13 protein-coding genes and 1 tRNA gene are annotated in these 13,826 nt (G+C 35.5%); 13 read left to right on the forward strand and 1 reads right to left on the reverse strand.

Going from position 1 to position 13,826, the window contains the following annotated elements:
- The 8 genes from ACIQ2S_RS00915 to ACIQ2S_RS00950 form a co-directional block, all read left to right on the forward strand.
- The coding region (locus ACIQ2S_RS00915; protein WP_396172183.1) for a Na+/H+ antiporter NhaC family protein at window positions 1-591 on the forward strand (591 nt) is incomplete at its 5' end.
- Between the two features lie 315 nt (window positions 592-906).
- Entirely contained in the window at window positions 907-1,404 is a 498-nt protein-coding gene (tpx, locus tag ACIQ2S_RS00920; protein WP_396172184.1) for a thiol peroxidase, read from the forward strand.
- An 8-nt stretch (window positions 1,405-1,412) separates the two neighbouring features.
- Window positions 1,413-1,787, forward strand: a complete 375-nt coding sequence (locus tag ACIQ2S_RS00925) for a diacylglycerol kinase family protein (protein ID WP_396172185.1) — start codon at window positions 1,413-1,415, stop codon at window positions 1,785-1,787.
- A gap of 59 nt (window positions 1,788-1,846) precedes the next feature.
- Entirely contained in the window at window positions 1,847-4,264 is a 2,418-nt protein-coding gene (locus ACIQ2S_RS00930) for a DNA translocase FtsK (RefSeq protein ID WP_396172186.1), read from the forward strand.
- A 4-nt stretch (window positions 4,265-4,268) separates the two neighbouring features.
- On the forward strand, window positions 4,269-4,904 hold the full coding sequence (locus tag ACIQ2S_RS00935; protein ID WP_396172187.1) for an outer membrane lipoprotein carrier protein LolA: 636 nt from the start codon (window positions 4,269-4,271) through the stop codon (window positions 4,902-4,904).
- An 8-nt stretch (window positions 4,905-4,912) separates the two neighbouring features.
- Window positions 4,913-6,364 carry an LptF/LptG family permease gene (locus ACIQ2S_RS00940; RefSeq protein WP_396172188.1) on the forward strand — a complete coding sequence of 484 codons (1,452 nt, stop codon included), beginning with the start codon at window positions 4,913-4,915 and terminating at the stop codon, window positions 6,362-6,364.
- Complete coding sequence (ribB, locus tag ACIQ2S_RS00945) at window positions 6,361-7,494, forward strand: 3,4-dihydroxy-2-butanone-4-phosphate synthase (protein ID WP_396172189.1); 1,134 nt, start codon at window positions 6,361-6,363, stop codon at window positions 7,492-7,494. Before ACIQ2S_RS00940 ends, ribB begins: the two co-directional genes overlap by 4 nt.
- 190 nt (window positions 7,495-7,684) lie before the next feature.
- A tRNA-Ser gene (locus tag ACIQ2S_RS00950) sits at window positions 7,685-7,769 on the forward strand.
- 293 nt (window positions 7,770-8,062) lie between these two features.
- Here ACIQ2S_RS00950 and ACIQ2S_RS00955 read toward each other — a convergent pair.
- The gene (locus ACIQ2S_RS00955; protein WP_396172190.1) at window positions 8,063-10,039 is read right to left on the reverse strand and encodes a thiamine pyrophosphate-dependent enzyme; all 1,977 of its coding nucleotides are present in this window, start codon (window positions 10,037-10,039) and stop codon (window positions 8,063-8,065) included.
- 174 nt (window positions 10,040-10,213) lie between these two features.
- Between ACIQ2S_RS00955 and ACIQ2S_RS00960 the strand changes: the two genes are divergently transcribed.
- The 5 genes from ACIQ2S_RS00960 (at window position 10,214) to ACIQ2S_RS00980 (ending at window position 13,770) form a co-directional block, all read left to right on the forward strand.
- Window positions 10,214-11,164 (forward strand): isopenicillin N synthase family dioxygenase, encoded by a 951-nt coding sequence (locus ACIQ2S_RS00960; RefSeq protein WP_396172191.1) that lies wholly within the window; start codon window positions 10,214-10,216, stop codon window positions 11,162-11,164.
- A 101-nt stretch (window positions 11,165-11,265) separates the two neighbouring features.
- Window positions 11,266-11,670, forward strand: a complete 405-nt coding sequence (locus ACIQ2S_RS00965) for a GxxExxY protein (RefSeq protein ID WP_396172192.1) — start codon at window positions 11,266-11,268, stop codon at window positions 11,668-11,670.
- 156 nt (window positions 11,671-11,826) lie between these two features.
- The gene (locus ACIQ2S_RS00970) at window positions 11,827-12,162 is read left to right on the forward strand and encodes a translation initiation factor (RefSeq protein WP_396172193.1); all 336 of its coding nucleotides are present in this window, start codon (window positions 11,827-11,829) and stop codon (window positions 12,160-12,162) included.
- Between the two features lie 86 nt (window positions 12,163-12,248).
- Window positions 12,249-13,115: a nucleoside phosphorylase gene (locus ACIQ2S_RS00975; protein WP_396172194.1), complete on the forward strand. Its 867-nt coding sequence runs from the start codon at window positions 12,249-12,251 to the stop codon at window positions 13,113-13,115.
- A gap of 121 nt (window positions 13,116-13,236) precedes the next feature.
- A complete protein-coding gene (locus ACIQ2S_RS00980) occupies window positions 13,237-13,770 on the forward strand; it encodes a GNAT family N-acetyltransferase (RefSeq protein WP_396172195.1) in 534 nt (177 codons plus the stop codon).
- Window positions 13,771-13,826 lie beyond the last annotated feature (56 nt).

The following is a 13,826-nucleotide window of genomic DNA, read 5'->3' on the forward strand; positions in this document are numbered from 1 at the left end:
GTTGCAAAAATTGGTGGAGACACACAATTAAATCTGATCTCAGGTTATAAAGGAATTATGAATGCCATTACCACTTCAACTAGTATAGAAACCAGCAGTGAAGTACTTAATAAATTGTTTTCAGCAAAAGGAATGTCAGGAATGCTTAGTACTATTTGGTTAATTATTTGTGCCATGGTTTTCGGCGGCGTGATGGAAGCGATTGGTGCATTGACCCGAATTACCGATTCGTTATTGAAATTATTTCACACGGTTTTCGGTTTATTTGCAAGTACCGTTGCCAGTTGTTTAGCTTTAAATTTAACTGCTTCCGACCAATATTTAGCCATTGTAGTTCCGGGAAAAATGTTTGCAAAAGCCTATGCTGATAAAGGTTTAGCTCCTGAAAATTTAAGCCGGACATTGGAAGATGCAGGGACGGTAACTTCTCCTTTGGTTCCATGGAATACTTGTGGAGCATATCAAGCAGGAGTTTTAGGTGTTTCAACGTGGAGTTATGTGCCTTATGCATTCTTCAACATCATCAGTCCGTTTATGACTTTGCTATTTGCTGCTTTCAATATCAAAATAAAGCAGTTAACAACAAAATAGGTTTAAATATATCCGTTTGGGGTAATTATAAAAATAAATTATTATTTGTTGTTTAGTCAATCCAACAAAGGAAAAATCAAATATAATATCATCATGATTTGATTCCATTTTTGTCGGAGTGACAATATCTGTAGATATTTGCGATACTAATTAGGAATTCAATAACTTAACAAAATTTGACTTCACCCTAAAAGTAATACACAATGTATTTAAAAAAAGTTCAATATTGAAACTTTTTTGTTAAAATCTATTAAAACTCAATAGGTCAAACCGTTTTATATTCCTATTTTTGAAATTCAAAAAAATAAAATCATTATGGCTACAATAACGCTTGGAGGAAATCCAATTCATACGCAAGGAACACTTCCTGAAATAGGAACAAAAGCACCTGACTTTCAATTAGTAACGACCGAGTTAGGAACCGTTTCTTTGAATAATTATACAGGAACTAAATTGGTCCTTAATATTTTTCCAAGCATTGATACAGGTGTTTGTGCAACTTCGGTTCGAACATTTAATCAAAAAGCAACTACTTTAGATAACACGAAAGTTTTGTGTATTTCAAGAGATTTACCATTTGCACAAAAACGTTTCTGCGGAGCGGAAGGACTTTCAAATGTAGAAAATCTATCCGATTTTAAAACCGGAAGTTTTGGAGAAGCCTATGGTTTAACCATCACCGACGGACCCCTCGCCGGTTTGCATTCTCGGGTGGTTGTAGTAATTGATGAAAATGGCATCATTTCTCATGCTGAACAAGTGCCTGAAATTGCACAAGAACCCAATTACGAAGCAGCATTAGCCGCTCTATAAATTCTCCCATGAAAAAACAAGAGAATCCCGGATTTGTTGTCGGTCGTTTGAAAAGTGTCGTTTATGCAATTAAAGGAGCTATCAAATTGATTGGCACTGAGCATAGCATCCAAACACAAGTTTTCATTGCAATAATCGTTACAATAGCGGGATTCTATTTTGAAATTTCCAAAACAGAATGGCTTTTTCAAACATTAGCCATCGGTTTGGTCTTAAGTATTGAAGGCTTGAATACAGCTGTTGAAAAAACAGCCGATTTTATTCATCCCGATTACCATGAACGCATTGGTTTTATTAAAGATATTGCCGCTGGAGCTGTATTATTCGCAGCATTTACAGCAATCATCATTGCCGGTATTATTTATTTGCCTATCATCCTTTAAATAGAGCATTTTATTAATCAATTAATTTAGTTAATTTTACGGCAATTCTTAAGCGTATAATGGCAAATACAAAAAAATCAAAATCTGAAAATACAGCTCCGGTCGGTTCAAAAGATCGCTGGAAAATAACCAAGCAAAACAAAATTATCTTTGGAAGCTTGCTTGTACTTCTTGCTGTGGCTTTGTTTTTTTCTTTTGTGTCCTATTATCTCAATTGGAGTGAAGATCAAAGTGCTGTAACTGCACTTGCAGATCGAGAAGTGGCTGTAAAGAATTGGTTGGGTAAAGTGGGTGCAGCAGTAGCTCACTTCTTTCTTTTTCAAGGATTTGGTATTGCCTCCTTTATTTTTGTTCGTCTGTTATTTTTAAGTGGTGTTTATTTGGTCATCGGATTACCGATTAAAAAACTGAAAAGTACTTGGTTTTGGGATTTATTTGCCATGGTAAATATTTCGTTGTTATTTGGATTTTTCACTTCGTATATACCTGAGCTAGGTGGCGTAATTGGCTATGAAATGAATCTATTTTTTCAAGATTTCATGGGCAAAACTGGAACATTACTCGTTCTTGTTTTTAGTGTAATTATTTTTATTGTTTTGCGAATTAAAATTAATCCCGATAAAATTGAAGCCTTTTTTAAACGAAAAGAAAAACTGGAAGAAGAAACTGAAAATGCCTTTGATCAACCAATTAGTGATAAAGTAGACGATTCAATAGCAGAAATTGAAGAAGAACCTGAATTAAAAACGCCTGTTTCGCAATTTGAAATCGATAAAGATTCTTTAAAACCCACCATTAATAATCCATCAGAGATTAAGTTAGAAGTAAAACCTAAAACCGTTGAACCGGAAACTAAATTACCGGAAATAATAAAAACAAATGACGAAGCATTTGTTATTGAAAAAGTACCGGAAGAAGCAACAATGGAGGAAAATTTAGCTGCCAAATTGGTGGCTGATTTTGGCTTGTTTGACCCAACCTTAGAACTTTCCAATTATAAATTTCCAACACTTGATTTATTGAAAGAATATGGTTCAGGCGGCATTACCATTAATCAAGAAGAGTTAGAAGAAAACAAAAATAAAATTGTAGACACCCTAAAAAACTACAAAATTGATATTGCTCAAATTAAAGCAACGGTGGGTCCGTCGGTCACATTGTACGAAATTGTTCCCGAAGCCGGCATTCGTATTTCAAAAATAAAAAGCTTGGAAGATGATATTGCCTTGTCACTTTCGGCCTTAGGAATACGCATCATTGCTCCGATCCCCGGAAAAGGAACCATTGGTATTGAGGTGCCAAATAAAAACCCAACCATGGTTCCGATGAAATCTGTTATCGGTTCTTCTCGTTTTCAAGAAGCGGAAATGGAATTGCCCATCGCATTGGGAAAAACTATTTCTAATGAAACATTTGTAGTGGATTTGGCAAAAATGCCGCACCTATTGATGGCAGGAGCTACAGGTCAAGGAAAATCGGTTGGTTTGAATGCAGTTTTAACTTCTCTTTTATATAAAAAACATCCTGCAGAAGTGAAGTTTGTTTTGGTTGACCCTAAAAAAGTAGAACTCACCCTTTTTAATAAAATTGAACGTCACTATTTGGCAAAATTACCTGATAACTCCGATGCTATTATTACCGATAATACGAAGGTTATCAATACTTTAAACTCTCTTTGTATCGAAATGGATAATCGCTATTCGCTTTTAAAAGATGCGATGGTTCGAAACATTAAAGAATACAATGAGAAGTTTAAATCGCGAAAGTTGAATCCGCATGAAGGTCACCGATTCTTACCTTATATAGTTTTAGTCGTTGATGAGTTTGCCGATTTGATTATGACCGCAGGTAAAGAAGTAGAAACACCGATTGCTCGTTTGGCTCAACTTGCTCGTGCAATTGGAATCCATTTGATTATTGCTACACAACGTCCATCGGTTAACGTGATTACAGGACTTATCAAAGCAAATTTCCCAGCACGTATTGCATTTAGAGTTACTTCCAAAATTGACTCTCGTACCATTTTAGATACCCAAGGTGCCGACCAGCTGATTGGTAGAGGTGACATGTTGTATACCAACGGAAACGATTTGGTTCGCGTACAGTGTGCTTTTGTGGACACTCCGGAAGTAGAACGAATAACAGAATACATCGGTTCGCAAAAAGCGTATCCCAATGCGTACCTCCTACCCGAGTATGTGGGTGAAGAAAGTGGTACAGTACTTGATATAGACATATCCGAACGCGATTCGATGTTTAGAGAAGCGGCTGAAATAATAGTTACCGCTCAACAAGGATCTGCTTCGTTATTGCAACGAAAATTAAAATTAGGTTACAACAGAGCCGGACGTTTAATCGACCAATTGGAAGCCGCCGGCATCGTAGGTCCGTTTGAAGGTAGCAAAGCACGTGCTGTCAACGTAACTGATTTGAATAGCTTGAATGAATTTTTAAACAACGAACAAAAAAACAATTAACGGCATGAAAATTATTGTATTGGCATTTCTATTCTTAAGTTTTGCTTCACACGCACAAGATAAAAAAGCAAAAGAACTTTTAGACCAAGTAACTGCTAAAGTTAAAAGTTACGAAAACATCACGATTGATTTTAAATATTCGTTACAGAATACAAAAGAAAATATCAACCAAGACAGCAAAGGAAATGTTGTAATGAAAGGCAATATGTACTACCTAAACTTCATGGGTATCACCAAAATTTTTGATGGCAAAAAATCGTATACAATTAGTCCTGAAGACGAGGAAGTCACCATTTCTAAAGTAGATGAAAAAGACGAAAATGCCATTACTCCTTCAAAAATGCTTACATTTTTTAATACCGGATATAAATATTCGATGGATATTTTACAAGATGTAAAAGGTCGTAAAATTCAGTACATCAAATTAATACCTATAAGTTCAAAAGACCAACGTAAAGAAATATTATTGGGTATTGATATGCAAACCAAACACATATATAATTTGATTGAAATGGGTAAAAATGGCACGAAGACCACACTAACTGTTAATTCTTTTAAAACCAATCAGCCTATATCAAAAAATCAATTTACCTTTGACGAGAGTAAATACAAAAGTTACTACATCAATAGAATTGACTAATTTTTGAGGTGAAAATTCTTGACAGATACATTCTAACGTCCTTCCTGACTACATTTACTACTGTTTTTGTAATCCTCTTTTTCATTTTTATACTTCAAGGTATTTGGCTTTTTATCGCTGATTTAGCGGGTAAAGACCTAGATACTTTTTTGATTATCAAATTCTTGCTGTTTTATGCTCCTAAAATTGTTCCCTTGGTGCTTCCGCTTTCTGTGCTTTTAGCATCGATAATGACCTTTGGAAATTTTGCTGAAAACTATGAGTTTGCTGCTATGAAATCTTCTGGAATTTCCTTGGGAAGAGCCATGCAATCATTAATCGTTTTTATTATCCTATTAAGCATAACCGCTTTCTTTTTTGCCAACAATATCATCCCAAAAGCCGAATACGAATTTGTCAATCTTCGCAAAACAATTGTACAACAAAAACCATCGATGGCCATCACTGAGGGTCAGTTTAATAAAGTTGGTGACTACAATATTAAGGTTGATAAAAAGTACGGCGACAATGGCAACCTTTTAGATAATGTCACCATTCATAAAATTTCAAAATTGGGAACAGGTGTAAGCACCGTCATTAAATCTGACCGCGGCGAATTGATGAGCAGCGAAAAATCAAACTTCCTGCAAATGGTATTGTTTGATGGTTACTACTATGAAAACTTAGAAACAAGAAACCCAAACGACCGCAACAAACAACTATTTGCTAAAAGTTCATTTAAAAAATATATTATCAATTTTGACCTGGCACCTCTTGAAAACATGGATACCGATGAGGATAAGATTGCCAACACGAATACCATGCTTAATATACATGAGCTGAGATATACGCTGGATTCACTGGAAAAAAACAGAAAAAAAGAAGTACTTTCTTTTACCGATAATATCCATCAGAAACAAACAGTGGTTAATTCACCGGTAAAAAAAGAAACCGCCCCTAGAGTAAAAGATACATTAAAGAAAGATATTTTATCCTTTTTAACCGATCAAGAAAAAGCAGCAGTATTTGAACTTGCAAAGAGCAACATCACAAATACCAAATATTCTATTGAAGGTTCTAGATCTGAATTTGAAGGAAAATCTAAAAACATCAATAATCATTGGTTAGCATTGTATGAAAAATTTGTCATTGCATACGGATGTTTATTAATGTTCTTTATAGGAGCTCCGCTAGGTGCAATTATACGTAAAGGTGGCCTCGGACTTCCCATTGTATTTGCCATGCTCATTTTTATTATCTTCCATTTTATTAATGTTTTTGGTAAAAAAATTGCTCAAGAAGATGGTCTTCCACCATTTATGGGAGCATGGATGTCTTCCTTTGTGTTAACTCCTTTAGCACTACTCCTAACCTATCGTGCCACAAACGATATTGGTTTAATTAATATGGATAATTTCCTTCAACCTATCTATAAATATATTTCGAAGGTATTTGTTTCAACTAAAAATAAAGAAGAATGATCATTGACAAAATAAAATTAAATACGATTGAAGAAGCAATTGAAGACATACGTCAAGGCAAAGTAATTATTGTTGTTGACGACGAAGATCGCGAGAATGAAGGAGATTTTTTGGCGGCGGCGGAAAAAGTAACACCTGAGATGATTAATTTTATGGCTACCCATGGTCGTGGACTCATTTGTGCACCATTAACCGAACGCAGATGCAATGAATTAGAATTACACACGATGGTTGCAAACAATACCGATCATATGGAAACAGCATTTACTGTTTCTGTTGATTTAAAAGGAAGTGGTGTTACAACCGGCATTTCTGCAGCCGATCGTGCCAAAACAATTTTAGCACTAGTAGAAGAAGATACTAAACCAAACGATTTAGCTCGTCCCGGACATATTTTCCCTCTTATTGCAAAGCAAGGTGGTGTTTTGCGTAGAACAGGTCATACAGAAGCAGCAATTGATTTTGCTCGTCTGGCTGGATTTTCTCCCGCAGGTGTAATTTGTGAAATAATGAACGACGACGGAACCATGTCGCGTTTACCTCAATTAGTTGAAGTAGCGAAAAAGTTTGATTTGAAATTGGTCTCTATCGAAGATTTAGTGGCTTATCGAATGCAACACGACAGTTTGATTCAAAAGAAAGAAGATTTTGAAGTTGACACTCGGTTTGGGAAGTTCCGTTTACGAGCTTACCTACAAACAACTAACAAACAGGTGCATTTAGCATTAACCAAAGGAAGTTGGAACAATGGCGATCCGATTTTGACCCGAATAAACTCTAAACAGGTCAATAATGATATCTTAGGTACATTAACCAGTGATTCTGATAAACGTTTAGATGATATGTTTAAACGCATCAATGCCGAAGGTAAAGGAGCAATTGTATTCATCAATCAAGAAATTCCATCGATAGAATTATTAAACCGAATCAGCGAACTCAAATCACTTCAAGAAGAAGGGACTATGCGAGCACCTGCATTAAAAATGGACGTAAAAGATTTTGGTATTGGTGCCCAAATTTTACATGATATTGACATTTCAAAAATACGTTTACTTTCTAATTCCGCTCAAACCAAACGAGTAGGAATGATTGGATACGGGCTGGAAATTACTGAATATGTATCGTTTTAATATGCTGAAGTAGTTGTATTTTCGGCTGATTTAATCAAAATTTCAACTTTTTCACAACTGTAAAATAAAGAGAATGAAATGTTTAGTTTGCAATATTTCATTTCTCTCTATTTTTAAACCAAAAAGGTTTGTGGAAACAAAAAATCATACTATATTTGCACTCGCATTCAGAAAATGATTGTGTTTTACTGGAGAAATGGCAGAGTGGTCGATTGCGGCAGTCTTGAAAACTGTTGACTGTAACAGGTCCGGGGGTTCGAATCCCTCTTTCTCCGCAAGATAAACCCCAAAATTTTAGATTTTGGGGTTTTTTAATGTCTAAAAAGTTCAAAATTTTAATTTTGTAAGTGAATTGAAAACAAAACACCCCCCTAGATATAATCAAACGGGTTTATAATTTATGTTTATTTAGTATATAACATCATTACCTCGCATGAGCGTGAAAGAAATGATGTTGTTGATGTAATAATTGGGTGTACATGTTTAAATAATCATGATATAAACTTATGCTAAAAAATGATTCGTTGGTTGTATACAGTTGTAAAATTAAAGTTAAAAAATTTTATAACTAATACTCCAACAACTCCAACAACTCCTTTTCAAATCTACCTTTCGGCAAATATTGGTCTTCCAAGGCTTTTACAAAAGGAATAGCTGATTCCAAACTACCCACCCTTCGAACAGGAGCGTCCAACGATTCAAAGCAATTTTCCATAATCAATGCGGAAATATCACTGGCAATTCCGCCGAAAAGCGAATCTTCTTGCAGAATAATTGCTTTTCCGGTTTTGCGAACAGATTGAATAATAGCTGCGGTATCCAAAGGCTGTAACGTACGTAAATCCAATAAATCTGCTTCAATAGACGGGTTTTTAGTCAAAGTTTCCAAAGCCCAATGAACGCCAGCTCCAAAAGAAATAATGGTTACCTGCGAACCTTCTTTCAGCAAAGCCGCCTTTCCAAATGGAATAGTATAATAATCCGTGGGAACTTCTTGGTAAATACTTCTATATAAAACTTTGTGTTCAAAATACATCACCGGATTCGGGTCGTTGATGGCTGTATTCAAGAGTCCTTTGGCGTCAGAGGGAAATGCCGGATACACCACTTTTAAACCGGGAGTTTTGGTAAACCAAGCTTCGTTGGTTTGTGAGTGAAATGGTCCTGCTTGTGTGCCACCACCGCAAGGCATTCGCACCACAACATCGGCTTTTTCCTGCCAACGGTAATGCACTTTTGCCAGATAATTGACAATCGGATTAAAACCTGTAGAAACAAAATCGGCAAACTGCATTTCTACAATGGCTTTGTAGCCGTTGATGGATAGTCCCATTCCGGCAGAAACAATAGCACTTTCGCAAATAGGTGTATTGCGAACGCGATCTTTTCCAAATAGATTCACAAATCCGTCGGTGACTTTAAAAGCTCCGCCATATTCAGCGATATCCTGACCCATGATAACTAAGTTCGGATGGCGTTCCATGGATTGTTTTAAACTTTGTGTAATAGCATCAATTACTCTAATATTTTCAACCGTATCGCCATGCTTAAATTCTTCAAAATCATACGGTTGATAGACATCGTTTAATTCTTCGTGCAAATCGGCCACAATATCCGGTTCGTCGAAAGCTATTTTTAAATGCTCATCTATTTCTTGTTTGTATTCATTTCGGATGGCTTCGTCGTATGCATTGGTTAAAATACCCGTATCTTTTAAATAAGTTCTAAAGTTTTCAATCGGATCTTTTTTAGCCCATTCGTCCATTAGTTCTTGCGGAACGTATTTAGTGCCACTCGCCTCTTCGTGACCACGCATTCGAAAAGTTAAAAACTCCAATAATATGGGTCTCGGATTTTCTCTAAGCGAAGCAACCAATTCAGAAACTTTTATATAAACTTCTAAAATATTGTTTCCATCGATGATATACGATTCCATTCCGTAACCAATTCCTTTGTCGGCAAGGTTTGCACAGCGGTATTGTTCGTTGGTGGGTGTTGAAAGTCCGTAACCATTATTTTCAATAACAAACAAAACGGGTAATTCCCAAACGGCCGCAATGTTCAAAGCTTCATGAAAATCACCTTCGCTGGTGGCTCCTTCTCCGGTAAAAACTGCAGTTACTTTTCCGTTCTTTTGTAGTTTATTGGCTAAAGCGATTCCGTCGGCAACCCCTAATTGCGGACCCAAATGCGAGATCATTCCGATGATTTTAAACTCTTGGGTACCAAAATGAAAGGAACGGTCTCTACCTTTGGTAAAGCCGCTCTTCTTCCCTTGCCACTGAGCAAACAAGCGGTGCAAGGGAATATCTCTAGTGGTGAAAACGCCTAAATTTCGATGCATCGGCAACACATATTCATCGGTATCTAAAGCGGCTGTAACTCCCACAGCAATGGCTTCCTGACCAATTCCAGAAAACCATTTGGAGATTTTCCCTTGGCGAAGGAGAATTAACATTTTTTCCTCTATTAAACGAGGCTTTAATAAACGATTGTAAAGTTCCAGTAGTTTTTGATCGCTTAGATTTTGTTTATCGTAGTGCATGAGTTGGGTTTAATTAACGCTCCCAAAAGTACAAAAAATAGCAAATACCATTCGTTTTGTTATAAAATTTAAAAGCAGGTATTTAAGGATTGAATTTACAACAAACAATAATTTCAATACATTTGTAGAACGAATTACTAAACTCTAAATGAGTTATAACAATTAATTATTCTTATGCAAAAAATTCCTAGTGTTGACTTGCGTGATTTCCTATCGGATGACCCGGTACGCAAACAAAAATTTGTAAATGAAATCGGTAAAGCTTATTCAGATATAGGTTTTGTAGCCTTAAAGGGTCATTTTTTAAACGATCAATTGGTCGAAGATTTGTATCGGGAAGTCAAAAACTTTTTTTCATTACCGGTGGAAGCCAAATCCAAGTATGAAATTCCTGGAATTGGCGGACAAAGAGGTTATGTGTCTTTTGGTAAAGAACATGCCAAAGGAAGATCTGCAGGTGATTTAAAAGAATTTTGGCATTTTGGTCAGTACGTTGAAAAAGAATCCAAATATGCAGCTGAATATCCTGATAATGTTGAAGTTACCGAATTTCCAAAGTTTAATACCATTGGAAAAGAAGCCTATCAAATGTTGGAAAAAACCGGTATTTATGTGCTTCGTGCATTGGCATTGTATTTAGGCTTGGATGAATTTTATTTCGATAAATATGCACATGCAGGAAATAGTATTTTACGACCTATTCATTATCCACCAATCACTTATGAACCCAAAGACGCAGTTCGAGCAGCAGCTCATGGCGACATCAATTTAATCACCCTTTTGATGGGAGCTCAAGGAAAAGGTTTGCAAGTGCAAAACCACAACGGCGAATGGATTGATGCTATGGCTGAACCGGAAGAGTTAATGATTAATGTGGGCGATATGCTTTCGCGACATACCAATAATAAATTGAAATCAACCATTCATCAAGTAGTAAATCCACCCAGAGAATTATGGGGCACTTCGAGATATTCGATTCCGTTCTTTATGCATCCGGTGAGCGATATGCCACTCAATTGTTTGGAAAGCTGCATCGACGAAAACCATCCCAAATTATATGATGATATTACTGCGGGTGATTTTTTATATGAACGGTTGGTTGATTTGGGATTGATTAAGAAATAAAATTCCATATTGATTGCACTATTTTTTTGAACACAGATTTTAAAAATTTTAGAAATTTTAATAATTTGCTTTATATTTATACATTATTAAACGCCATACAGATGAATACAAAAAATTTTCCGCATCAGGAGCTCAGTAAAGAGATTATTGGTATTTATTACCACGTTTACAATGAATTGGGATACGGTTTTCTGGAAAAAGTATATCAAAATGCTTTCGCAATTGAACTGTTATCAAGAGGGTATAAAATTGAAAAACATAAAAAGATAAATGTTTTTTATAAAAATGAAATCGTAGGCGAATATATTCCCGATATTGTTGTTAATAATAAATTAATCATTGAATTAAAATGTGTTGAATTTTTGGTTGAGGCACATGAATGTCAACTAATAAATTATCTTAGAGCTACAGAATGTGAGGTAGGTTTAATTTTAAATTTTGGAAAAGATCCGGAGTTCATTAGAAAAATATTTACAAATAACCTCAAGAAAAATCGGCTACTTTAATAGTACATAAGGCACAAAGAAATAAAAATTAATTTTTGAATTTTTAAAATCTGTGTTCAATATTTAAAGATTATTTTAATCTCTAAAATTTTAAAAATCTGTGTTCTCAATAAAATTACTCAAAATTTTTAAAATCAGCGTTCCAATAATAAAACTATGAACGACCTAAACGAACAACTAAAAAAACTCTTCCCCAACCACGAAGTTTCCAACGAACCGGAACCTGTTGAGGAAAAAAATCACGAATTATTCGTTCAAAAAGAACCTATGATTTGTAAATACGAAAAACGAAAAGGAAAACCTACGACCATTATTTCAGGTTATGAAGGCACAGAGGAAGATTTTAAAATTTTGGCTAAAGAAATTAAGAGTAAATTAGCCGTTGGTGGTAGCTTCAAAGATGATGAAATAATCATACAAGGTGATTACCGTGATAAAATAATGAAAATACTCCAAGACAAAGGCTTTAAAACCAAACGGGTTGGAGGGTAAAATTTAGTATCAAGTTTCAGGTTTCAAGTTACTTTGAATCCAACCTCAGAACCTCAGCTCCTCAGAACCTTAGTACCTCAAAAAAAATGATTCCATCTTCAGAACTAATTCTCAATCCCGACGGCAGTGTTTACCACCTCAACCTAAAACCCGGCCAAATTGCCAATGACATCATTTTTGTGGGTGATCAAAACCGTGTGGAGAAAATTACACAGCATTTTGACAGCATTGAATTTTCTCAGCAAAAAAGAGAATTTAAAACACAAACCGGCGTTTACAAAGGCAAGCGATTAACGGTTATTTCAACAGGAATTGGACCGGATAATATTGACATTGTCATGAACGAGTTGGATGCATTAGTCAACATCGATTTAGAAACTCGTGCGATTAAAAAGGAATTGACTTCGTTAAACATTATTCGTTTTGGCACTTCCGGTTCGTTACAAAAAGACATCCCCGTGGATAGTATTGTCATGAGTCAGTACGGTTTGGGATTGGACAACATGCTTCGCTCCTATTTGATTGATGCTATTTGTGAAACTGAAATAGAAGATGCTTTTATCGCTCAAACCAATTGGGATTTGCGAAAAGGTCGACCATACATCATTAAAGGAAGTGAAAGTTTAGCACAAAAATTGGATAGTCCACACATTTATAAAGGATTCACAGGAACCGTAGGCGGTTTTTACGGTCCGCAAGGACGCGTTTTGCGTTTGGGCATCCAAGACTCTGAATTGAACAGAAAAATGGACGCTTTTGAATACAAAGGCATCCGAATTACTAATTTAGAAATGGAAACGGGAGCTATTTATGGTTTGGGAAAATTAATGGGCCATGAATGTTTGTCGCTCAATGCCATTATTGCCAATCGAGCAACCGGGATATTTAGCGAAAATCCATATCAAGCGGTTAATGCTTTGATTGAATATGCGTTGGATAAATTAGCAAACTAATATTTTTGAAATTTATAGAGAACACAGATTTTAATAATTTGAGAAATTTAAAAAATATTTATCATCATAATTTTTATGATTTTTGATATTTCATAAATCTGTGTTCAAAAAAAATATTTTTATGAATTTAACCCTTGAAACCACCCGCCTCCTCCTCCGTCCGCTTAAAATAAGTGACGCACCAGCCATGTTTGCGATGGACAACAATCCAAACGTGCACAGATACCTTTGGCAAAATCCGACGCAGCACATTGAAGAAACCATAAAAATCATAGAAATGGTTCAAAAGCAATATGTGGATAATAACATTGGTCGATTTGCCAACATTCTAAAAGAAACCGGAGAATTCATTGGTTGGACAGGAATCAAGTTTGTAAACGATCACGTGGAAAATGGCAATACCAATTTTTATGATTACGGCTATCGTTTGGATGAAAAATTCTGGAACAAAGGTTTCGCTACAGAAGCTTCTATTGCTTGGTTAGACTATGGTTTTAATCAAATGAATATTAAAGAAATGAACGCTTATACCCATGCTCAAAATGGAGCTTCCAATCATATTTTACAAAAAGTAGGTTTTCAATTTATGGAAGATTATCCGGATGAGGCTGGAGTTATCTGGAAATGGTGGAAGCTGGAGAACATTAATAAATAGTTGCTTTTAAAACTAAAAAACTGACAGCAGTTAAAATAAACTTAAACAATTTAAAT

It is taken from the genome of Flavobacterium sp. (assembly GCF_044371705.1).
GTDB lineage: Bacteria > Bacteroidota > Bacteroidia > Flavobacteriales > Flavobacteriaceae > Flavobacterium.